The organism is Breoghania corrubedonensis (assembly GCF_003053845.1).
GTDB lineage: Bacteria > Pseudomonadota > Alphaproteobacteria > Rhizobiales > Stappiaceae > Breoghania > Breoghania corrubedonensis.
Map to the genome: position 1 here is coordinate 575,193 of NZ_QAYG01000001.1, position 21,634 is coordinate 596,826.

The window sequence follows — 21,634 nt, forward strand, 5'->3', positions numbered from 1 at the left end:
TCAGGAGAGTCGGTGTGGCGGTGGAAGCGCGGAGGTTTGCAGGTCCGTGTCATTCGACCCCGATCGGGGTGTCCCAGCCTTTCTTTGCCGCGAGTTCCAGCCAGGCTCGCTTGACCCAGGCGGCCTTGAAGACATGGCCTCCGGGATGAAGGCAAAGCTCGAGGATCCGGCCAGAACAATTGGTGCGGCGCTGACAAACCAGTTTCAGTTTTTCCGGCTTGAATTCCTCCGGCACCTCCTGGCGGCAGGCGCCCTTGGTCTCCCACAGGGCGAAGCCTTCCCCGACATTGCCCTGTCGGGCGGAATCGCCAATCGCCCGGCCCGCCATCGGCACGACGGTGTCGCTCGTTCCGTGGACATGGAAAAGGTTCGGCTCGGGACCGGGACAATTCGTCGGTTGCGGCTCCCAGAAGGCGCCGGCAACGGGAGCGAAGCCCGCGAAGCGGTCGCCAATATAGCAGGCGAGATACCAGACCATCGATCCGCCGACGGAAAACCCCGAGGCCATGATCTTGTCGGGATCGACAGAGTGGCGCGCGATCGCATCATCGAGAATGGAGCGGATGAAGGCGAGGTCGTCGCGCTGCTGACGCGGGGCGCCCGGGAAGGACCATGAGCGCTCCTCCCCCTGCGGGGCGATGAGCGCGACGCCCAGTTCGGAGGCGATCGCGATCAGCCCCTTGTTGTTGATCTCGTTTTCCGCCGTGCCGCGATAACCGTGCAGGAACAGGATCGCACCCGGGCGCGAGGAGCCGTCCCAGCCCTTCGGCATGCGGATACGGTATTCGCCGTGAGGGACGCGGCATGGCGTATCGACCCCGCAGCTGGCCGGCAAGGAATCGGGAACGGATGGCGAAACGAACGGGGCCCCCGGCTTCGTCTCGGCGGTTCCGGCCGGCGTCAACCCGAGCATCAGGGCTGCGAAGGCCGCGCCGCAGAGGAAGCCGCGGCCAAGGAGCTTGACGCCACCGGCCGAAAGCCAACGCGCTTTGGTCATCCGGAACCTTTCTCACCTGATGCTCCGACTGTGCCGGTGGGCAGCACAAAGTCAATCAAAGCTTCGCCCAATTCCGCTCACAGGAACGTGACGGTTGCGGCGGAAGAATGACCACAGGCCGCAAAGAGCGATCTCGCCCCGTTTCGGCCACATCCATTCCTGTTGCGCTTATGTTGCGCGGTAAGCCATTGAAAATAAACTATTCATCTTTCTTCCAGAACGCGTCTCAGGCGGCGAATGACCACCTTTCTGGCGCGATCGTCCGCAGCGCGGTCGATCTCTTCGCGGATATCAAGCAGGAGCTGTGCGGCATCGTTATGCCAGTCCGGCCGGATGATCGCGTCCGGCTCCACGCGACGGATCTTCTTTCTGTCGCCAGGCTCCAGCGCCCCGGTTTCCAGATCGATGACATCATCGATCTGGGGCTGGGTCACATGGTCGACCGGAAACCCGGTGGCAACCACGGCATCGCGCAGCGCGGCACTTGCCTCTGGATCGCCGTGGGTCAGGATCAAACGGCGGATCGGCATGCGATCACCAATCCAGTCGACCAGTTCTCCGTGGTCGGCGTGGCCTGAATAGACGTCGATCTCGCGGATGCGCGCCCGGACCTTGATCGGATCGCCCTGGATAGTGACCTCCGACGCGCCATTCGAGAGCAGGCTGCCGAGCGTTCCTGGCGCCTGGTAGCCGACCAGCAAAACGGTCGAGTCCGGCCGCCACAGGTGTTGGCGCAAGTGATGGCGGATACGACCGGCATCGCACATGCCGCTGGCCGCCAGAATGATAGCCCCACCGCGAATGCGATTGATCGCCTTGCTCTCGTCTACCGTCTCGGTGAAGCGGATGTTGGGATTGTCGATGAGATGTGGCTGGCGGCTCAGATGTTCCAGCTCGTGGGCGTGGCGCTCGAAGACCTCGGTCGCTCGGATGGCGAGGGGTGAATCGAGGAAAACCGGGGCGTGGTCGATTGCGCCCGATTGCTCCAGCAGCGTGAGATCGGCAAGCAGCTCCTGTGTGCGCTCGACAGCGAAACTCGGGATCAGCAGGTTGCCGCCGGCCTGAAGGGCGGTGCGCACCTCATGGGCCAGAATCTCGCGCCGCTCTTCCTCATTGCGCCGGGTGCGGGCGCGTCCGCCATAGGTGGACTCGCAGATCACGTAGTCGAAATCGCTGGAGGCTTCGGGATCGGGATGGAAGAGCTTGTGATCCGGGCCGATATCGCCGGAAAACAGAAGACGCAGAGGTTTGTCCTGCCCATCCTGCGATATCTCCAGCTCGATCGAGGCCGAACCAAGGATATGGCCGGCATTCCACAGGCGGAAACGGATGCCGGGGGCGGCTTCCACCCAGCGTTCGTAGTCGACCGCGCGGAAGAGCCTGAGGCATTCGGCTGCGTCCGACCGGGTGTAGGCGGGTGTGACTTCCGGCCGACCCCGGCGCGCATTCCGTCGATTGAGCTGCTCGGTCTCCATCTCCTGGATGAAGGCGCTGTCGGCAAGCATGAAGGAGAGCAGGTCGCGGGTGCCGGAGGTCATGTGGACGGGGCCGCGGAAGCCCGACGCGTAGAGCTTCGGCAGCATCCCGGAGTGATCGATATGGGCATGGGTCTGCAGGACGAAATCGATCTGAGCGGCCTCGAAGGGGAACGGCTCGTAATTCAGCGCCTGAAGCGTCTTGTTACCCTGGAACATACCGCAATCGACAAGGAAGGACGCCGTGGGGGTGGTGAGCCAGTAGCAGGAGCCGGTGACCGTTCCTGCCGCGCCGCAAAACCGCATGGTGAATGACATGGGCCTGTTTTTCCTTGTTTTCCTCCGGCGCCGAGCGCGCCCCTGAGACGTTGAAGCAGGTCTTCCGAGCGCGCGCAAGGCGAGCGTCGGGTGCCGCTGCGAAACGGAGGCGGCGGGCTTGTGGCCTGTGGAATTTGCCACTTGCCATTAAAGCCGTCCTTCCCTAAATCGCCGCAAGTATCCTACCAGGGCGTCCGCATCCCGCGCCTGCCTGCCGGTTTGCCCCCAACACCGCTTTCTCCCGGAGCCATCATGACCTCGACCAGCTGCACGGCGGCCGGCCCTCGAGCCGTTTCCTTTTGGATCACACTGCTGCTTGCCACGTCGTGCGGCCTGATCGTCGCCAACATCTATTATGCCCAACCGCTCGCTGGCCCGATCAGTGTCTCGCTCGGACTTTCGGACAAGGCGACGGGGCTGGTCGTAACGCTGAGCCAGCTCGGCTATGGCGCCGGGCTGCTGTTCATCGTGCCGCTTGGCGACCTGATCGAGACTCGGAAGCTGGTGCTGGCATTGATCGGACTGGCGACGCTCGGACTTCTGGGCGCGGCCATCGCACCCGGCGCCGCGACGCTGTTTGCCGCAGCGGCGCTGATCGGTCTCGGCTCCGTGGCGGTGCAGGTGCTGGTCCCCTATGCCGCGCACATGGCCCCTGACGAGGTGCGCGGTCAGGTCGTCGGCAACGTCATGAGCGGGCTGATGCTCGGCATCATGCTCGCCCGTCCGCTTGCCAGTTTCGTCGCCGAAATCGGTTCCTGGCACACGATCTTCTACCTTTCCGCCGCCATCATGATCGTGCTTGCCGCCCTGCTCGCCTTCACGCTGCCGAAAAGGCGGCCGGCTTCGCGGCTGACCTATGGACGACTCATCACGTCCATGCTCGGGCTGATGCGCAGTGAGCCGGTGCTGCGGCGGCGCGCCATATATCAGGGCTGCCTGTTCGGAGCTTTCAGCCTGTTCTGGACGGCGTCTCCGCTCTATCTCGCGGGACCCGATTTCCAGCTGGGCCAGGGTGCCATCGCGCTGTTCGCACTCGCGGGCGTCTCCGGTGCCATCGCCGCGCCGATTGCCGGACGTATCGCCGACCGGGGCTGGAGCCGGCCGGCCAGTGCGATTGCCTTCGCCGTCGCGGCCATCGCCTTTCTGTTACCGCACTTGGCGGAAACCGGCAGCACGCTTTCGCTTGCCCTGCTGGTGGTGGCTGCGGTGCTGGTCGATTTCGGCACGACCGCGAGCCTGACGCTCGGCCAGCGCGAGATCTTCGCCCTCAATCCGGAATATCGCAGCCGGCTCAACGGCGTCTTCATGGCCTCGTTCTTCCTGATGGGCGCGGCAGGCTCGGCAGCGGGAGGATGGTCATTCGCGCAAGGGGGCTGGTGGCTTTCCTCGCTGATCGGCTTCGCACTTCCGGTTCTGGCCCTGACCGTCTGGTTGAGCGAACCGGGACTTTGGCGCCGCGGTTCCGGCAAGGCGTGACGGTCGAAGGCATGCTATAGGCAGATCCGACGGGCAAACCACCGGGAGGAGACGCCTGAATGATCCTGCACAGCTATTTCCGCTCATCGACCTCGACCCGGCTACGCGCGGCGCTGAACCTGAAGGGGCTCAGCCCGCGCTATCAACCTTGGCACCTGAGGGCCGGTGAGCAGCGCAGCCAGCGCTACCTCGCGCTCAATCCGCAAGGGCTGGTGCCGGCGCTCGAACTCGATGACGGCACCGTTCTCACGCAATCGCTGGCGATCATGGAATATCTCGACGAGGTACACCCCGAGCCGCAGCTCTTGCCGCGCGATCCGATGGGCCGGGCGCGGGTGCGCGCGATCGCTTTAGCGATCGCCTGCGAGGTGCATCCGGTCAACAACCTTCGGGTGTTGACGCATCTGAAAACCGAGTTCGGCGCGGACGAGGCAGCGGCGGCCGCCTGGTTCCGGCACTGGGTGGCGGAAACCTTCGCGCCGCTGGAAAAGGTGCTGACCGAGGACGCGGAGACGGGCCGCTTCTGCCATGGTGACACGCCGGGGCTTGCCGATTGCTGCCTTTACGCGCAGGTGCTGAACAACGCCCGATTCGGCGTCGACATGACACCTTACCCGACGATCAACCGGATCTTCGAAAACCAGCAGGCGCTGGAAGCATTCGCAGCCGCCGCGCCGATGCGGCAACCGGATGCGGAGACGTGAGGCTCACCGCCAGACGATATCTCCAGACGCCGGGTTCCGTTTCAATCAGTCCCGTCCTTCCACCAGCCCGGCAGGCGTCAGCTCGATCCCCGTCAGGCGGCGGTCGAGATGTTGTGCCCGCCAGGCGAGAAGACGTTCAGCCATCTCGATGCGGATGGCGGCGCTGGCCGGATCTTCGGCGCGGTTGACGAGTTCGCCCGGATCATTCTCAAGATCGAAGAGCAGCGGCGACAGTGCGGCGAAGTGGACGTATTTCCAGCGCTCCGTGCGCACCACCGCCATGTTGCAGGCATCCATCGGCAGTCCGAGACGGGCCTGGGCGTCGCCTGTCGCGACCTCGCGGAAATCGTATTCCCAAAAGACCGCCTCGCGATCCGAGCCGCGTCCCTCCATGGCCGGGACCAGCGACGTGCCATCGAGATGAGCAGGCGGTGCGAGGCCCGCGGCTTCCATGATCGTGGGGAAGATGTCGACGTTCTGCGAAAACGTGCTGATACACTTACCGTGTGCTTCGGGACGCGACGGATCGCGGACAATCAGCGGCACGTGGTAGGCCTCGTCGTGAAAGCCGAACTTTCCGAGCGTCCAGTGGTCACCCATCATCTCGCCGTGGTCGGAGGTCAGCACGAAGAGCGTGTTCTCCCATTGCCCGGCGGCCTTGAGACCATCGACAAGACGGCCGATCTGGCGGTCGACTTCCGACACCATTCCCCAGTAGGTGGCGCGGATCTGGCGAAAATCGGTGTCGGTCCAGTCCGCGACCAGACCATCGCCCGCGCCGATGACGTAATGCTCGGCCTTGCGCTGGATGGCGAGCCAGTAATCGACGAGCGGATGGATAGCGCGTTCGGCCGCAGCCGTTTCAGCACGCGCGAAGGCGGGGCCATCGGCCGGGTCGTACATCGTGTTGAAGGGTTCCGGCACGACGAAGGGCGGGTGTGGCCGCAGGAACGAGATGTGGGCGCACCAGGGTGCGTCCTCGCGGGCCTTCTCACCCATCCAGCGCAGGAACTCGCCGGTCAGGAAGGCCGTCTCGGTCTCGTCCTCGCCATAGCGCGCGGGGGCATTCGTCGGATGGCCGTCCTCCGGATCGCCGCGCCGCGCCACTGGCCCCGACACTGGCAGATACATCTCCCACTTGTCGTCCGGCACCTCGTGACCGCGCGCCTTGAGCCAGGAGAGCCACGGCCCCGCGTCCTCCGGTAGCCGCAGGCGAACGGAAAAGCCCGGCAGGATGCCCTCGTAGGTCCGCAGCCACGGGTCGTCGCCGGGGTGGACGCGTGGATCGACCGCCTGATCGGTGTAGCCAAACAATGTCGGATCGTAGCCCGCGCGGCGCAGCGCCAGCGCGATGTTGTCGTGGCGGTGATCGAGCGGCGTGCCGTTGCGGACCACCCTATTGGTCATCTGATAGAGGCCGGTGTAGAGGCAGGCGCGCGAGGGGCCACAGGGCGCGGCCTGCGCGAAGTGGCGCGAGAAACAGGTCGCCTCGGCGGCGACGGCATCGACATGAGGCGTGCGGACCACGGGATGCCCGGCGATGCCAAGGCAGTCGCCGCGCCACTGGTCGGCCGTGATCAGCAGGATGTTGGGGCGCATGGGAGACCTGGAACTGGCGGGCAAGAGACGCGAAAGACCGTACCGGCCGCTGGCAACCTCCGGCTACCATGCAACGGTCATGCGACCTCTAATCTCTCGCGACGACGGGCATGTGACAAGCGAAACACAACCTCGCCGCCATGGAAACGCGGCGTCAACCATGCGCAACGAAAGTTCGCCCCAATAGCGCGCGCCACGGCGGCACCGTGCCTGCGACCTCCCTTTCGTTCCAAAGCCCGTTACGATTTTGCTTTTCATGTCTGTTTGGGGCCGATACGGCTCGCTTCGAGATATCCGGCACGACAGCCGGAGCCGAGCGAGCCATGCGCACGAGCGCCGGACCCATGCGGCAGATCGCCTTGCGTAAGGCGGCGCTTTGAATGATATATGTTCGCGCTCGGGATGAGCATCGCGGAAACGTCGGCCTTGACAACGTGTCGGCCGATCGTGCCGAGAGCGACGGGGAGGAACCGACGGGAGATCATTCTAGTCCTGGGGAGGAATGGGAGGGCCAATTCAAAAGGCGCGCGTTTCTGGGCCGCGCCTGAGAGCAGGTTCGAAAGGAATTCCGATGACCAGGCCCGAGAAGCACGACTTCCCCGTCGTCCAGGCCCGACACTTTCTGGAGCCCGGCCCCATCGTGCTGGTCTCCTCTCATCATGCCGGCAAGTCGAACATCATGACGCTTGGCTGGCACTCCATTCTGGCTTTCGCGCCCTCGCTGGTCGGCTGCATGATCTCGTCCGGCAATCACAGCTTCGAGATGATCCGCCAGTCCGGCGAATGCGTGATCAACCTGCCGACGGTGGAGCTTGCCGACACGGTTTCCAGAATCGGCAACTGTACCGGCTCCACGATCGACAAGTTCGCCGAATTCGGCCTGACGGCAAAGCCCGCGCAGATGGTTTCCGCGCCGCTCATCGATGAGTGCTTCGCCTCGTTCGAGTGCAAGCTCTACGATGATGCGATGGTGCCCAACTACAACTATTTCATCTTCGAGATCGTCAAGGCGCACGTGGCCGACGGGCCGGAACATCCCAAGACCATGCACTACATGGGCGATGGCGAGTTCATGATCGCAGGCGACGTGATCGAGCGGAAAGAGCTGTTCACGAAGGTGAGTTGAGGGCTCTGGCGAGACCTCAGCCAGACACGCCCGTGTCGAACGGCATGCCACCGTCCGGCCCCTGGCCGATGATCTTCAAGATCGCCGGACGAAGCCGGCTTGCGCTGCGATAGAACGGAAAGAGGATCGCTTCCGCCTCCTCCACCCGCCCCAGATCGCCCAGCGCTTCCGCCCGCGAGAGGCTGAGCTCGGGATTTCCCTTCAACGCCTTCTCGCAATCCTCCAGCGCCTTTTGCGGTTCGCCCAGACGCAGACGCAGGCGGGCGCGGCAGCCACGGGCTCCCGGATCGTCGGGAAAGGTGTCGAGATAGGCGGTGAAGGCGGCTTCAGCTTCACGCAAATATCCGAGATCCATGAGGCAGGCCGCCTTCTCGAAGCGGGCGCCCTGATGCGCCGCGCTCAAGACGAGGCAGGCCCTCACCGCTTCCAGAGCGGATTCTGCCCGGCCCTGCCGGCGCAGGACAAGCGCGAGATTGTAGTGGAGGGAGGGATTGTCCGGCGCGCTTTTCAGGAGATCGCGCAACGCGGCTTCAGCCACGGGCCAATCCTCACGCGCGGCAGCCGACATGAAACGCTGTCCCGGATTTTCGGTCACGTCGCCTCCTCCATCGCGTCTCTTCTGGCGCATCGCTTTCCGCAGCGGTCTCGCCCGACTACACTCCCCGCCCGTTACGGCTGCAGGGCCGTCAGTTCTTCAAGAGCGGCAACCAAACGCGCGCCAGCATCCGTCAGTTCACCGGAATTGTCGATCTCGATCACGCCGCGTCCGGACGGGCACGGCTGATCACGGTTAAGACGGGCCTCGATTTCGGCCGCGCTCTCACGCCCGCGCGCCGTCAGCCGCCGTGCCACGACCTCGCGCGGGGCCGTGACGGAAACGATGCGGCAGAATGCGAACTCCGAACGCGCGGCCTCTATACTGGCGCGCGAGATATTCGCGATGACGGTTCGCCCCGCCGCCAGATCCCTGCGGATGTCGCCGGGAAGCGCATAGCCCAGATCATGGGCACGCCAGGCGAGCGCGAAGCGGCCGGATGCACGCGCATCATCGAACTCGGCCGGGCTCAGGCTGTCGTGGTCCTCCAGGCTCGCATCCGCGATGCGGGTCACGATCCGGCGCACGAAGACGAAGCGCGGATCGCCCGAGAGTTTCTCGCGCGCATAGGCGAGAAGGCTGTCCTTGCCGACGCCGCTGGGCCCGACAACGGCGACGAAGCACCCAGTCGCCGCCCCTGCCTCAACCTCACTGCCCTGCCCTTCTTGATCCTGCTTCAGCGAATCCATCAGACCACCCGCGCGCCTTCGCGCCAGACCGAGCGGACGACAGGAACCTCCTCCTCGGTGGACACGCGCACCAGATCGGCCCGGCGGCCAACCTCGATCGCTCCGCGATCATCGAGGCCGACGGCCTCTGCCGGCGCCTTGGTGACCATGTTGATCGCCTGGTTGAGGGAAACGCCGTCGACGTTTTCCGCCAGCATGAAAGCGCCCTGAATGAGCGAAAAGGGGATGTAGTCGGAGGAGAGCACGTCGAGCAGACCTTCCTCGGCGAGCGTGCGGGCGGAGATGTTGCCCGAGTGGGAACCGCCCCGCACCACGTTGGGTGCCCCCATCAGAACCTTGAGGCCCGCCTTGTGCGAGGCGCGCGCGGCTTCCAGCGTCGTCGGAAACTCGGCCACCGCTATGCCCTGGGCTTCCGCTTCCGCCACATGCGCGTCGGTCGCATCGTCATGCGAGGCGAGCACGATGCCGCGTTCGTGGCAGATGGCGGAGATCTGCGTGCGATGGGTGTCGGAATACTTGCCGGCCAGCGACTGGCGCATGGCGGCGAAAGTCGCGAATTCGGCATCCGACATGCCGGTCTTGCCCTGGTAGTAGATCTTGTAGGCCTCCAGGCTGACGAACTGGCGCTGGCCGGGCGTGTGGTCCATCAGTGAGGCGATCCTCACGCGCTCGTCTCCCTCGAACAGGCGGAAGCCCTCCATCACGTCGGGCGAGGAGACCTCGCAGCGCAGGTGCAGGAAATGATCGGCGCGCAGTCGGCCCGCCTTCTGCCCATGTTCGATGGCATCCGCCAGCAACCGCATGTCGGCCGAGGTGACGCGGGCATCCTCATCCATGCCGACACGCAGCGCATCGAGCACCGTAGTGATGCCGGAGGCGGCTACCTGCGCATCGTGGGCCTGAACGGAGGCAAGCGCGTTCCAGCGCACCTTGGGGCGCGGCATGTAATGGCTTTCCAGATGATCTGTATGAAGCTCGACCAGTCCGGGAATGAGCCAGTCGCCTCCCATATCCTCACCCGACGGGGAAGGCGAGGCGGTATCGATTGCCGCGATCTTCCCGTCACGCACGACGATATCGCCATGGATCACGGTATCGGCGAGAACCAGACGGGCATTTCGGAAAACGGTTTCGGTCATCAGGGCCTCTTGGCGGGACTTGGCGCACGAGCGGGACGGTGTCTGGCGCCCGACGATCAGGGATCGCGCAGGGCGTGGCGGGAGAAGATGGTGAAATTCGCACCGGCGGCGGGTTCGACGAAGAGCGTCACCGCATCGATTGCGAGAGGTTTGCCGATGAATCCGGCGAATTGACGGACAAGCAGCTTCACGACCTCCGCGCTTCGTTCCTTCGGAACCGGTCCGGTCAGGGTCATGTGGAAGCGGAAATCATCGAAAACGTAAGGGTATCCCCATTTGCGCACGTTCTCGACCTGCGCCTTGGTCAACTTCGCGGCTTTGCGGCGCGCGAATTCCGCTTCGGTGAGCGGCGCGCGGAAGGGCTCGAAGGCGCGAACGACATCGCCGGCGAATTGCTGCAATTCCTTGCTCGGCGCAGCCGGCACCAGCGCGAAGAACGACCCGATCTGGCGGATTTCCATGGATGGCAGTTCAAAGGGAGCGGTTTCCGCGCACCACGACTGAAGCGCATTGTCGAGGCTTGCGACGGAACGGCGGGTTTCCAGCGAGAACGGCGCCTTCAAGGTGGCATGAAAACCGTAGCGGCGCGGGGCGGCGGTAAGCTCGACCCACTCCTCGGGTGCGAGCCCGTTCAGAAAGGGGCCGTCGACAACCGGATCACCATAGGCGTTGCGTCCCAGCCAGCGGGAGGCAGCCAGAGTGAGCGGATGATCGGGCGGCGGCGTGAAATAGATGGCGGTACGCATCCGGGACATGGTTGACTGACGATCTTTTCGAAGCATGACACGATCGGCCGGACGAGGACGATTACAAGGACACGGGCCGGCCTGCGGGCGGGTTGCATTCACCGGCCTGTCCGGCCCGCGAATCGCATCACCATCAGACCATTCTGCTTGTCCCAGTAATACTGCAGTTTGATGAAACCGGCCGGTTTAGGAGACTTTTTGCAGGCCGCTCCCCGGGAACCGGGCTTCGCGGATCAAAAAGCCCTGCGGCATTCCTTAGCCAGCATCGCACTGGGGACACACCCGTCAAATCGCCAGTTTGCGAAGCTGCTGCGACAGCAGGTCGACCACCGTGACCGTGATGACGACGATGATCAGGATCGCCGCCGTTTCGCCGTAGTAGAAGCCGCGGATCGACTCGAACAGGATCTGCCCGATGCCGCCGGCCCCGACCACGCCCAGAACGGTCGCGGAGCGCACGTTCGTCTCGAAGCGGTAGAGCGAGAAGGAGATCCAGAGCGGCGCCACCTGCGGGATGATGCCATAGATGATCTCCTGCAGCTTGGACGCCCCCGTCGCGCGGATGCCTTCAACCGGATAGGGGTCGATCGCCTCCACCGCCTCGGAAAACAGCTTGGCGATGATGCCGAGATTATGAACGAAGAGCGCCATGACGCCGGCAAAGGGCCCGAGGCCGACGGCGACGACGAAGAGCACGGCGAAGACCAGCTCGTTGATCGCGCGGCAGGCATCCATCAGCCGGCGCACCGGCTGGACGATCCAGATCGGCGCGACGTTCGAGGAAGACAGGATCGCGAAGGGAATGCCGAAGAAGATGGAAAGAACGGTGCCCCACAGCGCGATCTGCACCGTGAGGATCATTTCCTGGACGTAGTAGTCCCAGTCATGAAAGTTCGGGGTGAGAAAGCCCGAGGCGTATTCGACCATGTTGCCGGAATCGCTGAAGAGATAGGTGACGCGGTCCATTTCCGCCGGCGCCCAGCTCCACAACAGGGCGAGAGCAAGACCACCCCACACGACATAGGCGTAGAGCGTGCGCGAGAATTCCTTCGGCGGCAAGGCGATCGTCTCGGGCACGGAAGCGTGGTTCGATATCGTCATGAGAGGTCCGGGTGCAAGGAAAGCGGGTCATTCGAACTGTCGGAGCGCGAACGGCGGCGCTTGTCGCGCCGCCGCCGGGATCAAGCATCATCTCGCAGGATCAGACCTGCGGAATGGTCTCCATCAGCTTCTCGTACTTGGCCTTTTCCACGGCCAGCTCCTTGAGCTTGGCGGCCTTCTCCTCGTCGGAGAACTTGTCGTCGGCCTTGATCTTGAACATGTCCTTGGTGAGGGCCATCACCCGGATCGGGTAGAGCTGGGCGTCGGAGGACGGCTTGAACGGTGCCCAGGCGAGACCGGACAGCACCTTGCGGGCCATGGCGACCTGTTCCGGGGAGCCGAGGCGGCCGTAGCTCATGAAGAACGTGTAGAGCTTGTCCTTGGTCGCCTGGTCGAGCTTCTTGTTCCACACGATCGGGTCGGCCGGAATCAGCGGCGATTTCCAGATAACCTTGATGTTGGCGAAGGCCTTCGGGTTGGTCTTTTCGATGCGCGCCAGGTTCTCGGTGTTGTTGGCCGCGACATCGACCTGGCCATTGGCAACCGCGAGCGCATTGGTCTCGTGGTTGGCGTTGCGCACTGTCTTGAAGCAGGTCTTCGGATCAACGCCGTTCTTGGCGAAGATGAAGGTGGTGGGGACCAGGAAGCCCGAGGTGGAGTTCGGATCACCGATGCCGAAGTTCAGCGACTTGTCGCACTTCAGCACGTCGTCGAGCGAGTTGATCGGGCTGTCCTTGTGGGCCAGCAGCAGCGACCAGTAACCCGGGTTCCCGTCGACATCGACGGTCTGGGCGAAAACCTCGCCATCCGAGCGGTCGACGGCTTCCATCGCGGACTTGTTGCCGAACCAGGCGGCATCGACCTTGCCGAAGCGCATGCCTTCGATGACGCCGGCATAATCGGAGGCGAAGAAGGCATTGACCTTCAGGCCCGTCGCCTTCTCCATCGCCTCAAGGAACGGATCCCACTGCGGGCGCAGGTTCTGCTGCGACTCGGTGGAGATGATGCCGAAATTGATTTCGGTCGTCTCCGCGGCGTGAGCCGCTGTACCGAGCGAAAGGGCGAGTGCGGCCGCGGCGGCACCCTTGAAAAACGCGTTCATGCTGTCCTCCATCTGGACGGTTTGGGCATGTGGACGAATGGACCCGACGTTTCCGGTCAGGCAGTTGCCAGCGCCGGTGCGCCGGAGCCGATTGCTACGACGGGACGCTCGCGCGGCTGATCGGAGACCGGGGCATCCGGCAGGATCAGCTCATCGGAAGCTTCGCCGTAGAGTTCCTTCAAGAAGGCCGTATCGAGCGCCACGGAGGGACCGTCATAGACGACGGCTCCGTCCTTCATGGCGATGGTGCGCGGGCAGTAGCGACGCGCATATTCGACCTGGTGCAGGGAAACGACGACGGTCATGCCGTCTTCCTTGTTGATACCGGCCAGAATTTCCATGACGCGGCGGGCAGACGCCGGATCGAGGGAGGCAATCGGCTCGTCGGCGAGCATCAGGCGGGCGCCCTGAACGAGCGCACGGGCAATCGCGGCGCGCTGCTGCTGACCGCCGGAAAGCGTGGACGCGCGCTGGCGGGCCTGTTCGCAGATGCCGACGCGGTGAAGGGCGCGCATCGCGATGTGTTTTTCATTACGGGAGAAGAAGCCCAGCGTGCCGCGCAGGCGGTTGATCTGGCCGAGAAAGCCGACCAGGACGTTGGTGATGACAGGCAGGCGGTCGACAAGATTGAACTGCTGGAAAATGACGCCTATCGAGCGGCGCATGTCGCGCGCTTCGCCGGAAAGCCGGCCGGCGGACTGGATCTCGCGACCATGAATGGCGATGCACCCGGCATCCCCGCGTTCAAGTCCCGCGATATGACGGATGAGAGTGGATTTGCCGGAGCCGGACGCACCGATGAGCGCCACCATTTCTCCCGCGGGTATTTCAAGGCTGACGCCATTGAGAGCGCGCTTGCGGCCGAAGGTTTTCGTCAGTCCGTCAATCGATACGGCAACCATGTGAGCATCCCGTGTTTTGCCCACTGTGGTTAGCGCCAATCTGTTTCAGCCATGTCTCGCTTTTGTGACGGTTGAGTGACTGTTGAAAACGATGCCGTAAAATAATCACGTGCACCGATTCCGATTTAACTTCCAACGACTTGTTGATGAACTTCAGCAACACGACAAATCGCCCAGTACCTCCACTACGTCAATCTACAGGCGGATTGGCCTCATAACGATCGAGGAATGCCTCTATCGGGAGATACCGGAAGTCGTCGAGGGCAAGCCGCAGGCTCTCGTGCGACCAGTCCCACCACGCCAGCGCTTCGAGCCGATCGGCGATCTCCTGAGGGAAACGGCGGCGGATCGGCTTGCCCGGCACCCCGCCGACGATGGTGTAGGGCGCCACGTCCCGGTTCACCACGGCACCGGCGGCGATCACGGCACCGTTGCCGACCGTAACACCGGCCAGCACGGTCACGCCGTGCCCGATCCAGGTATCATGCCCGATCCGCACCCGGTTGGCGCGACGCCGGGCGAAAACATCGGCCTCGTGCTCCGCGTCGTCGAAATAGTCGCCGGCACGATAGGTGAAGTGATGGAGCGTCGCGCGCTCCATCGGATGGTTGGTAGCGTTCAGGCGCACGTGGCTGGCGATATTGGAGAACTTGCCGATGTCGGAGGCCCAGATCTCGCAGTCCCGCACGAGATAGGAATAGTCGCCGAGCGTGCTTTCGCTGACCTGGCAGCGCTCGCCCACGGCGGTGTAACGCCCGAGCGTGGAGGCGACGACCTCAGCGCTTTCGTGGACGCTCGGGGTTTCGGACAGCTTCGTCATGCCGCGTTGCTCCGTCTTGAGAAGGTCGCGACGTCGATGACGCGATCGGCCACGACCTCGCGCACATCCTTGTCATGGAAGATGCCGAGCATGGCGACGCCGGCCTTCTTTTTTTCCGCGATGAGATCGATGACCACGGCACGGTTCTGCGCGTCAAGCGAGGCGGTGGGCTCATCGAGCAGCAGGATGGCGTGATCGGTGATGAAGCCGCGAGCGATGTTCACGCGTTGCTGTTCGCCGCCGGAAAAAGTGGCGGGCGGCAGGTCCCACAGCGCTTCAGGCAGGTTGAGGCGCGCGAGCAGTTCGGCCGCGCGACGGCGTGCCTCCTCGTGGCTTGCGCCTTGCGCGGCCAGCGGCTCGGCCACCACGTCGAGCGCGGAGACGCGCGGGACGACGCGCAGGAACTGGCTGACATAGCCGAGCGTGCGGCGGCGCAGCGCGTGGATGGTGCGGGCATCGGCCGAGGCGATGTCGATGAGCTTGCCGCTCTCGCAGGCGCAGATGATCTGGCCGGCCTCAACGCCGTAGTTGCCGTAGATCATCTTCAGGATCGAGCTCTTGCCGATGCCGGACGGGCCGCCGAGCACGACGCATTCGCCCGCGTCGATGGAAAAGGAAACGCCGGAGATGACCGGGATCGTCACCCCGCCGCGCAGGTGCATGACGAAACTCTTGCCGACATCGGTGAGAATGAGACGGGAGGGCATGGGCTACACCTGCAGGATGGAGGAGACGAGAAGCTGCGTATAGGGCTCGCGCGGATCATCCAGAATGCGGTCTGTGAGGCCCTGCTCGATGATCACGCCGCCCTTCATCACCATCATGCGATGGGAGAGAAGCCGGGCGACGGCAAGATCGTGGGTGACGAGAACCACCGCGAGACCGAGATCGGCGACGAGCTGGCGGATGAGATCGAGCAGGCGGGCCTGCACCGAAACGTCAAGCCCGCCGGTCGGCTCGTCCATGAAGACGAGGCGCGGGTTCGTGACCAGATTTCGCGCGATCTGCAGGCGCTGGCGCATGCCGCCGGAAAAGGCGCGCGGATCGTCGTCGATGCGATCGGTTGCGATCTCGACGCGCTCCAGCCAGTGCTCCGCCTCACCCCGGATCTTGCCATAGTGACGGGCACCGACCGCCATCAGTCGCTCGCCGACATTGGCGCCGGCGGAGACCGACATGCGCAAGCCGTCGATCGGGTTTTGATGGACGAACCCCCAGTCGGTGCGCATCAGCACCCGGCGCTCGGCTTCCGACATGCGGAAGAGATCGCGCACCGTGCCGTCGCGCATGCGGTATTCGACGCAGCCGGCGGTGGGCACAAGGCGCGAGGCGAGACAGTTCAGGAGCGTCGTCTTACCCGATCCGCTCTCGCCGACGATCGCCAGAACTTCGCCGGGCCAGAGCGACAGCGAGATATCGCGGCAGCCGATCCGGTCGCCGTAGAAACGGGTGAGACCGGAGGCGCGCAGCAGCGGCAGGTCTTCGATCGCCACGGGCGGGGTTTCGACATGCTCGTTCATCGTTCTTCCTCCCAGACAGCGACGGGGGCGGTACCGTCTTCAGGCCTGTGGCGCTCGCAGTAATCAGTGTCGGAGCAGACGAACATCCGCCCGCCCCGGTCATCCAGAATGACCTCGTCGAGATAGACGCCGCGCGAGCCGCACAGCGCGCAGGGCTCGGAAAACTCCTGCACCTTGAAGGGATGATCCTCGAAATCGAGGCTGACGACGGAGGTGTGCGGCGGGATGGCATAGATGCGCTTTTCGCGGCCCGCGCCGAACAGCTGCAACGCCTCGCAATCGTCCATCTTCGGGTTGTCGAACTTGGGGATCGGGGACGGGTCCATCACGTAGCGACCGTTGACGTTCACCGGATAGGCGTAGGTCGCGGCGATGTGGCCGTGTTTCGCGATGTCCTCGTAGAGCTTGACGTGCATGAGGCCGTATTCGGCAAGCCCGTGCATCTTGCGGGTTTCCACCTCGCGCGGCTCAAGATAGCGCAGCGGCTCCGGGATCGGCACCTGATAGACGAGGATCTGGTTGGCGCCAAGCCGGGTTTCGGGAATGCGGTGGCGGGTCTGGATGACCGTCGCTTCCTCGGTCACCGTCGTGGTGGCGACGCGGGCCGTCTTCTCGAAAAAGCCGCGGATGGCGACGGCGTTGGTGGTGTCATCGGCGCCCTGGTCGATGACCTTGAGAACGTCGTCGGGCCCCAGCACGGAGGCCGTGACCTGAACGCCGCCCGTCCCCCAGCCGTAAGGCATGGGCATCTCGCGGCTGGCGAAGGGCACCTGATAGCCGGGGATCGCGACGGCCTTCAGAAGCGCGCGACGGATCATCCGCTTCGTCTGCTCGTCGAGATAGGCGAAGTTGTAGACGGGGGCAGCGTCTTTCGCGTCGATTGCGGCTGTCTCGTTCATTCCGCGGCCTCCTTGCCTTCGTCCGCCGTGCGGTCCTCGTATTCGCGGCGCATACGGCGCACGAGGTCCAGTTCCGCCTGGAAATCGACGTAGTGCGGCAGCTTCAGGTGCTCGACGAAGCCGGTGGACTGCACGTTGTCGGAATGCGACAGCACGAATTCCTCGTCCTGGGCGGGCGCCACCACGTCCTCGCCGAATTCGCGCGCCCTGAGCGCCCGGTCGACCAGCGACATGGCCATGGCCTTGCGCTCGCCCTGCCCGAAGACCAGGCCATAGCCGCGGGTGAACTGCGGCGGCGCCTTGGCCGAGCCCTGGAACTGGGTGACCATCTGGCACTCGGTCACCTGGATCTCGCCGATGGAGACGGTGAAACCGAGTTCGGGGATCTCGATTTCCACCTCGACCATGCCGACGCGTATCTCGCCGACGAAGGGATGAGTGCGCGAATAGCCGCGCTGGGTGGAATAGCCCAGGCCCAGCAGGAAACCTTCGTCCCCGCGTGCCAGCGTCTGGAGGCGCAGGTCGCGCTCGGCGGGAAACGACAGCGGCTCGCGGGTGAGATCGCCGACCTCCGCTCCTTCTTCCGCCTCGCCGTCGCCCTCGATCAGCTCCTCATGCGCCAACAGATCGGTGACGCGCGGCATGGGCCGATCCTCGTCCGTCACGTCGGCGCGCGCGGCTTGCTCTATCTCGGCGCCTTGCAGCGTCGGGTCGAGAAGACGGTGTGTATAGTCGAAGGTCGAGCCCAGCAGCTGGCCGCCCGGCAGATCCTTGAAGGTGGCGGAGACGCGGCGCTCGATGCTCATTTTCGATGTGTCGATGGGCTCGGAGAAACCGAAGCGCGGCGCGGTGGTGCGGTAGGCGCGAACCAGGAAGATTGCCTCGATAAGATCACCCCGCGCCTGCTTCATCGCAAGCGCCGCCAGATCACGGTCATAGAGCGAACCTTCCGCCATGATCCGATCGACCGAGAGCGCGAGCTGGGATGCGATCTGTTCGAGCGTGATGTCGGGGAGGTTGCGGGGCCCGCGGCGCTTGTCGGCGAGCAAACGGTGAGCGTTGCGAATGGCGCGCTCGCCACCCTTGACGGCGACATACATGGACTACACCTCCCCTATCTCGATCCGCGTGGAACGCGGCAGCCCGACGACCGCTTCGCCTGCGACGAAGATCACATCGATCCCACGCGGATAGAGCGCATGATTGGCGACGAGTTGCTGCCAGAGCCCGCGTGACATGCCGTCCGGAGAAAAGGCGATCTTGTCCTTGATGCCAGGGCCGGACAGGGTGACCGGCAGCCCGCCGTCAAAGCCCGGCACGGCGACGAGCACCGTCGCGGACCGGTCAGGATAGTCCGGTGTGCCCGGGCTCAGTTGCGAGAGCGGCGGCAGGTTTTCCGGATGGCTTGCGACCACGAAATCGGCCTCCGCCGGGTTCTTCACGTTCGCAGCTCCTGTCTGGAAGCGCACCCAGCCGGCAGCGGACGGTGCCTTGGCGAGAAGCGCGGGGCAGAGAAAGACAGAGGTATCCTGATCGGCCAGCGCGCTGAGGATATCCGCGAGGAGTGGTGGCATCGGCCGGGGCGGTTTCGTGCGGGCCGCAAGCGGCATGATCCTGCCCGGACGGGCGAGGGCGTCGAGCGCCACGCGGAACACGCCCTGCGCATCAAACACCGGCTGGCGAAAACCGCCGGAATAGGTATCGGCCTGGGTTGCGCCGGTCATTCGTCCTCTCCGCGTATCATGGTGAAGAAGTTGACGCGGGTGGCGGCGGTCTCCTCCGCCGTGCGTTCGATCTGGCCGGCGAGGCGTTCCCGCACAAGCGTCAGGAGATGCATGTCGACGACCTCCGCCTCACGCTGCCAAAGGGCATCGAAGAGGGCGGCGAGGCGCGCCTTTTCCAGATCCCGACCAAGGACGCAGGAAAACCCGACCTCGCCGGAGGAAAGACGAACGGTCGCGCGCGCGACGGTCGCCTCGCCGAGATTGAACGGCGCCCCACCACCGCCGGCACGTCCACGCAGCATGATGAGGCCAGCCTCGGGACCGCGCAGCGATTCCGCATCCGGCGGCTCCGGCCAGGCACCGAGCGCGCCCCGCAATTCCTCAAGATTGGCGCGGGCAAGAACCCCCATCGCCTCCTGTCGCATCATCGAAAACCTCCTGCCGTCTGGCCACGCTGTCTGGCCGCGCTGTCTGGCCGCATCCGGGCGAAGTACGGCTTGGAACCGCACCCCCGTTTCGTCGCGCACCGGGACATGGACTCCGCCGTTGGCGAGGGACGCGGACCAGCCGCATGCGCGGCAATTCAATCCGATCCCCGGCACTCTTCAGCGCCAACTTGTATAATCATCTATACAAGCATATCTTTCAACACAAGTCCTATCGATATTCGATGACGCAGCGATGACAGAAAGCGTTGTGCGGGCTATGGGACGGGTACCAGCGGCACGCAGATGCTGGCGGTCAGGAGAGGATTTGGCCATGACGCTGACGGATGACGGCACGAGCGCCATTTCGATGGAACGCAGCGGCGGCGTGGCGCTGTGGCGGCAGATTGCCGAGCGGCTGAAGGGAGATATTCGGGCGGGTGTCTGGGGACAGGGCGCGAAACTGCCTGCGGAAGCGGAGCTTGCCCAGCGCTTCGGCGTCAACCGGCATACCATTCGCCGGGCAGTGAGCGAACTGGCCAACGAGGGGCTGGTATCGTCGCGCCAGGGCCGCGGAACGTTCGTGGAAAGCGCCCCGATCAGCTATCCGATCGGTTCGCGCACACGATTTTCGGAGATCATTTCCCATCAGGCCCGCGAGCCGGGAGGCCGACTGATCGCCTCGTTTCGCGAGACGGCAGCTCCCTGGCTGACCGACAAGCTGCAATTGCCCGCAGGCGCCACCGTGCACAGGATCGAGACGCTGCATGTGGCCGACAGCATCCCGGTTTCGGTTTCAACCGCCTGGTTTCCAGCCGCCCGCTTTCCCGATCTCGTGCTTCACTATGCCGAGACCGGTTCAGTGACGAAGGCGCTCGCCGCCCATGGCGTGACGGATTATTCCCGCGCCCGCACGGACATTTCGGCCCGAATCGCGGAGCCGGACGAAGCACGATTGCTGCAGATCCCGGCGGATGCCCCGGTACTCGTCACGGCAGTGCTGAACGTGGACAGCGACGGCAAGCCGATCCAGGTTGCCCGCACGCGCTTTGCGGCGGAACGCGTCCAGCTCACGGTGGAGAGCTGACGCGACACGCATGACGTTTCGTTCCGCGGTTTCGCCGCCGCGACGCTCGACGGCTTTTCAGTCAGGCCGTTTTGGCCGCAACCAGGCAGTAGCACATGGGGATCTGCGCTGCCCGACCCTGGTAGAGGTCATATTGCGGCTCCCGGTTGCTGTGCGGATATTCCGTCAGCTCCGCGATCCGCAGTCCCGCTTTCGCGCAGGCCGTCACGATGTCTCCCATGGTGTGCAAAAACCAGTAGCCGGTTTCACCCTTGCCGTGATCCTGCCCGTCATACGTGATGATCTCTTCGATCTTCTGGGGGCTGCTATCGAAATAGCTGAAGGCCGGTTCATGCGGCGTGGCGCCGGCGGGGTCGAAGATCTCCAGGATGGGGTGCGTCTCGTAAATGACCAGCCTTCCCCCATCGGCCAGCAGATCCGCCACGATCCGGAAAAACGCGGGCAAGTCCGGCATCCAGTTCAAAACGCCGATCGTGATCAGGCCCAGATCGAATGTACCGAGCCCCGGCGGAAGGTCATAAACGTCGGCTTCGACCAGGTTCACCTCGGCATCGCAGGCGGACGCCAGCCTTACCGCCTGCGAAAGGAAGGCCGCAGACTGGTCGATCCCCAGTTTCGGCACGAGCCCCAAAGCCCGCAGCGACAAAAGCTCGCGCGCGTTGTTGCAACCGACCTGAAATGCCGTTCCACCCGCAAGGTTCAGGGCACGGAGCGTATTCGTGAGGTGGCTGTCGAGGACGGAAAATTCGGGGGTGGAGGCCTGCGCAAGAAGGGCGTCCCACTGAGCGCCCTGCTCATGAAGCGGAGCGGAGGCTTCCCACACCGCCCGGTTGGCGGCTGTATAGTCGGAGATTGCTTTTTTCGTCATCGCTTCCGCTCCTGCAAGCATACGGCAAGAACCCGCCCGCAGATCTTCGCCGCACTCGACAACGAAGGTATCGGTCTACCCGGCGTCTCGAATAACGAAGTGCTCCGCAGCTGCCCAAACACGACTCGAACGTCGTTCACAAGGACAAGGCGGCTATTGTTGAGGGAATGGTGCGCCGGAGAGGATTCGAACCCCTGACCCCCAGATTCGTAGTCTGGTGCTCTATCCAGCTGAGCTACCGGCGCATATCCCGGGCTTTTCACCCGAGCCGCTGGCGGATGAGAGACATCCGCCTGTCTTGTTCGGCGCACTCGAAGAGGTC

The 21,634-nt window shown here is 64.2% G+C and carries 22 protein-coding genes and 1 tRNA gene; 4 read left to right on the plus strand and 19 right to left on the minus strand.

Translation table 11 applies throughout. From position 1 onward, the window contains the following. Window positions 1-49: 49 nt before the first annotated feature. Window positions 50-997: a CE1 family esterase gene (locus tag C8N35_RS02490; RefSeq protein ID WP_107988032.1), complete on the minus strand. Its 948-nt coding sequence runs from the start codon at window positions 995-997 to the stop codon at window positions 50-52. A 203-nt stretch (window positions 998-1,200) separates the two neighbouring features. Then, a complete protein-coding gene (locus tag C8N35_RS02495; protein WP_107988033.1) occupies window positions 1,201-2,790 on the minus strand; it encodes an MBL fold metallo-hydrolase RNA specificity domain-containing protein in 1,590 nt (529 codons plus the stop codon). A 252-nt stretch (window positions 2,791-3,042) separates the two neighbouring features. Here C8N35_RS02495 and C8N35_RS02500 point away from each other — a divergent pair, with 252 nt between their 5' ends. Both C8N35_RS02500 and maiA read left to right on the plus strand, forming a co-directional pair. Beyond that, complete coding sequence (locus tag C8N35_RS02500; RefSeq protein ID WP_107988034.1) at window positions 3,043-4,266, plus strand: MFS transporter; 1,224 nt, start codon at window positions 3,043-3,045, stop codon at window positions 4,264-4,266. 59 nt (window positions 4,267-4,325) lie between these two features. Continuing rightward, complete coding sequence (maiA, locus tag C8N35_RS02505) at window positions 4,326-4,970, plus strand: maleylacetoacetate isomerase (protein ID WP_107988035.1); 645 nt, start codon at window positions 4,326-4,328, stop codon at window positions 4,968-4,970. A gap of 45 nt (window positions 4,971-5,015) precedes the next feature. Here the strand turns inward: maiA and C8N35_RS02510 are convergent, their stop codons facing one another. Beyond that, the gene (locus C8N35_RS02510; RefSeq protein WP_107988036.1) at window positions 5,016-6,569 is read right to left on the minus strand and encodes an alkaline phosphatase family protein; all 1,554 of its coding nucleotides are present in this window, start codon (window positions 6,567-6,569) and stop codon (window positions 5,016-5,018) included. Between the two features lie 571 nt (window positions 6,570-7,140). Here C8N35_RS02510 and C8N35_RS02520 point away from each other — a divergent pair. After that, window positions 7,141-7,695 carry a flavin reductase family protein gene (locus tag C8N35_RS02520; RefSeq protein WP_107988038.1) on the plus strand — a complete coding sequence of 185 codons (555 nt, stop codon included), beginning with the start codon at window positions 7,141-7,143 and terminating at the stop codon, window positions 7,693-7,695. A 16-nt stretch (window positions 7,696-7,711) separates the two neighbouring features. Here the strand turns inward: C8N35_RS02520 and C8N35_RS02525 are convergent, their stop codons facing one another. The 14 genes from C8N35_RS02525 to phnG form a co-directional block, all read right to left on the minus strand. Continuing rightward, entirely contained in the window at window positions 7,712-8,290 is a 579-nt protein-coding gene (locus C8N35_RS02525) for a tetratricopeptide repeat protein (protein WP_170122003.1), read from the minus strand. A 74-nt stretch (window positions 8,291-8,364) separates the two neighbouring features. Beyond that, on the minus strand, window positions 8,365-8,979 hold the full coding sequence (gene phnN, locus C8N35_RS02530; protein ID WP_107988040.1) for a phosphonate metabolism protein/1,5-bisphosphokinase (PRPP-forming) PhnN: 615 nt from the start codon (window positions 8,977-8,979) through the stop codon (window positions 8,365-8,367). Continuing rightward, window positions 8,979-10,289 carry an alpha-D-ribose 1-methylphosphonate 5-triphosphate diphosphatase gene (locus C8N35_RS02535; RefSeq protein WP_342753485.1) on the minus strand — a complete coding sequence of 437 codons (1,311 nt, stop codon included), beginning with the start codon at window positions 10,287-10,289 and terminating at the stop codon, window positions 8,979-8,981. Before C8N35_RS02535 ends, phnN begins: the two co-directional genes overlap by 1 nt. After that, entirely contained in the window at window positions 10,175-10,864 is a 690-nt protein-coding gene (locus tag C8N35_RS02540) for a DUF1045 domain-containing protein (RefSeq protein ID WP_107988042.1), read from the minus strand. The genes C8N35_RS02535 and C8N35_RS02540 overlap by 115 nt, the downstream gene beginning before the upstream one ends. A gap of 285 nt (window positions 10,865-11,149) precedes the next feature. After that, window positions 11,150-11,965 (minus strand): phosphonate ABC transporter, permease protein PhnE, encoded by an 816-nt coding sequence (phnE, locus tag C8N35_RS02545; RefSeq protein ID WP_107988043.1) that lies wholly within the window; start codon window positions 11,963-11,965, stop codon window positions 11,150-11,152. A 100-nt stretch (window positions 11,966-12,065) separates the two neighbouring features. Continuing rightward, window positions 12,066-13,067, minus strand: coding sequence for a phosphonate ABC transporter substrate-binding protein (gene phnD, locus C8N35_RS02550; protein ID WP_107988044.1), 1,002 nt, complete (start codon window positions 13,065-13,067; stop codon window positions 12,066-12,068). A 56-nt stretch (window positions 13,068-13,123) separates the two neighbouring features. Beyond that, window positions 13,124-13,969, minus strand: a complete 846-nt coding sequence (phnC, locus tag C8N35_RS02555; RefSeq protein WP_107988045.1) for a phosphonate ABC transporter ATP-binding protein — start codon at window positions 13,967-13,969, stop codon at window positions 13,124-13,126. Between the two features lie 190 nt (window positions 13,970-14,159). Next, the gene (locus tag C8N35_RS02560) at window positions 14,160-14,789 is read right to left on the minus strand and encodes a DapH/DapD/GlmU-related protein (RefSeq protein ID WP_107988046.1); all 630 of its coding nucleotides are present in this window, start codon (window positions 14,787-14,789) and stop codon (window positions 14,160-14,162) included. Next, window positions 14,786-15,496 (minus strand): phosphonate C-P lyase system protein PhnL, encoded by a 711-nt coding sequence (phnL, locus tag C8N35_RS02565; protein ID WP_107988047.1) that lies wholly within the window; start codon window positions 15,494-15,496, stop codon window positions 14,786-14,788. Before phnL ends, C8N35_RS02560 begins: the two co-directional genes overlap by 4 nt. Before the next feature lie 3 nt (window positions 15,497-15,499). After that, complete coding sequence (gene phnK / locus C8N35_RS02570; protein WP_107989027.1) at window positions 15,500-16,276, minus strand: phosphonate C-P lyase system protein PhnK; 777 nt, start codon at window positions 16,274-16,276, stop codon at window positions 15,500-15,502. 29 nt (window positions 16,277-16,305) lie between these two features. Then, the gene (locus C8N35_RS02575; RefSeq protein ID WP_107988048.1) at window positions 16,306-17,208 is read right to left on the minus strand and encodes an alpha-D-ribose 1-methylphosphonate 5-phosphate C-P-lyase PhnJ; all 903 of its coding nucleotides are present in this window, start codon (window positions 17,206-17,208) and stop codon (window positions 16,306-16,308) included. Continuing rightward, window positions 17,205-18,308: a carbon-phosphorus lyase complex subunit gene (locus tag C8N35_RS02580; RefSeq protein WP_107988049.1), complete on the minus strand. Its 1,104-nt coding sequence runs from the start codon at window positions 18,306-18,308 to the stop codon at window positions 17,205-17,207. Before C8N35_RS02580 ends, C8N35_RS02575 begins: the two co-directional genes overlap by 4 nt. A 3-nt stretch (window positions 18,309-18,311) precedes the next feature. Then, on the minus strand, window positions 18,312-18,932 hold the full coding sequence (gene phnH / locus C8N35_RS02585) for a phosphonate C-P lyase system protein PhnH (RefSeq protein WP_107988050.1): 621 nt from the start codon (window positions 18,930-18,932) through the stop codon (window positions 18,312-18,314). Then, a complete protein-coding gene (gene phnG / locus C8N35_RS02590) occupies window positions 18,929-19,360 on the minus strand; it encodes a phosphonate C-P lyase system protein PhnG (RefSeq protein ID WP_107988051.1) in 432 nt (143 codons plus the stop codon). The genes phnH and phnG overlap by 4 nt, the downstream gene beginning before the upstream one ends. Window positions 19,361-19,691: 331 nt before the next feature. On the opposite strand from phnG, the gene phnF reads away from it, so the two are divergent. Continuing rightward, window positions 19,692-20,444 carry a phosphonate metabolism transcriptional regulator PhnF gene (gene phnF / locus C8N35_RS02595; protein ID WP_107988052.1) on the plus strand — a complete coding sequence of 251 codons (753 nt, stop codon included), beginning with the start codon at window positions 19,692-19,694 and terminating at the stop codon, window positions 20,442-20,444. Window positions 20,445-20,505: 61 nt separating this feature from the next. Here the strand turns inward: phnF and C8N35_RS02600 are convergent, their stop codons facing one another. Next, window positions 20,506-21,312, minus strand: a complete 807-nt coding sequence (locus tag C8N35_RS02600) for a class I SAM-dependent methyltransferase (RefSeq protein ID WP_107988053.1) — start codon at window positions 21,310-21,312, stop codon at window positions 20,506-20,508. A gap of 168 nt (window positions 21,313-21,480) precedes the next feature. Further along, window positions 21,481-21,557 (minus strand) — tRNA-Arg (locus C8N35_RS02605). Between the last annotated feature and the right edge of the window lie 77 nt (window positions 21,558-21,634).

What these genes read in the sequence shown, in the direction of transcription:
- C8N35_RS02600 (WP_107988053.1), bottom strand. Translation starts at nt 21,312, where the DNA reads ATGACGAAAAAAGCAATCTCCGACTATACAGCCGCCAACCGGGCGGTG.
- C8N35_RS02500 (WP_107988034.1), top strand. Translation starts at nt 3,043, where the DNA reads ATGACCTCGACCAGCTGCACGGCGGCCGGCCCTCGAGCCGTTTCCTTT.
- C8N35_RS02495 (WP_107988033.1), bottom strand. Translation starts at nt 2,790, where the DNA reads ATGTCATTCACCATGCGGTTTTGCGGCGCGGCAGGAACGGTCACCGGC.
- C8N35_RS02490 (WP_107988032.1), bottom strand. Translation starts at nt 997, where the DNA reads ATGACCAAAGCGCGTTGGCTTTCGGCCGGTGGCGTCAAGCTCCTTGGC.
- phnE (WP_107988043.1), bottom strand. Translation starts at nt 11,965, where the DNA reads ATGACGATATCGAACCACGCTTCCGTGCCCGAGACGATCGCCTTGCCG.
- phnD (WP_107988044.1), bottom strand. Translation starts at nt 13,067, where the DNA reads ATGAACGCGTTTTTCAAGGGTGCCGCCGCGGCCGCACTCGCCCTTTCG.
- C8N35_RS02575 (WP_107988048.1), bottom strand. Translation starts at nt 17,208, where the DNA reads ATGAACGAGACAGCCGCAATCGACGCGAAAGACGCTGCCCCCGTCTAC.
- phnC (WP_107988045.1), bottom strand. Translation starts at nt 13,969, where the DNA reads ATGGTTGCCGTATCGATTGACGGACTGACGAAAACCTTCGGCCGCAAG.
- phnF (WP_107988052.1), top strand. Translation starts at nt 19,692, where the DNA reads ATGACGCTGACGGATGACGGCACGAGCGCCATTTCGATGGAACGCAGC.
- C8N35_RS02510 (WP_107988036.1), bottom strand. Translation starts at nt 6,569, where the DNA reads ATGCGCCCCAACATCCTGCTGATCACGGCCGACCAGTGGCGCGGCGAC.
- maiA (WP_107988035.1), top strand. Translation starts at nt 4,326, where the DNA reads ATGATCCTGCACAGCTATTTCCGCTCATCGACCTCGACCCGGCTACGC.
- C8N35_RS02580 (WP_107988049.1), bottom strand. Translation starts at nt 18,308, where the DNA reads ATGTATGTCGCCGTCAAGGGTGGCGAGCGCGCCATTCGCAACGCTCAC.
- phnG (WP_107988051.1), bottom strand. Translation starts at nt 19,360, where the DNA reads ATGATGCGACAGGAGGCGATGGGGGTTCTTGCCCGCGCCAATCTTGAG.
- phnN (WP_107988040.1), bottom strand. Translation starts at nt 8,979, where the DNA reads ATGGATTCGCTGAAGCAGGATCAAGAAGGGCAGGGCAGTGAGGTTGAG.
- C8N35_RS02560 (WP_107988046.1), bottom strand. Translation starts at nt 14,789, where the DNA reads ATGACGAAGCTGTCCGAAACCCCGAGCGTCCACGAAAGCGCTGAGGTC.
- C8N35_RS02520 (WP_107988038.1), top strand. Translation starts at nt 7,141, where the DNA reads ATGACCAGGCCCGAGAAGCACGACTTCCCCGTCGTCCAGGCCCGACAC.
- phnL (WP_107988047.1), bottom strand. Translation starts at nt 15,496, where the DNA reads ATGCCCTCCCGTCTCATTCTCACCGATGTCGGCAAGAGTTTCGTCATG.
- phnH (WP_107988050.1), bottom strand. Translation starts at nt 18,932, where the DNA reads ATGACCGGCGCAACCCAGGCCGATACCTATTCCGGCGGTTTTCGCCAG.
- C8N35_RS02540 (WP_107988042.1), bottom strand. Translation starts at nt 10,864, where the DNA reads ATGCGTACCGCCATCTATTTCACGCCGCCGCCCGATCATCCGCTCACT.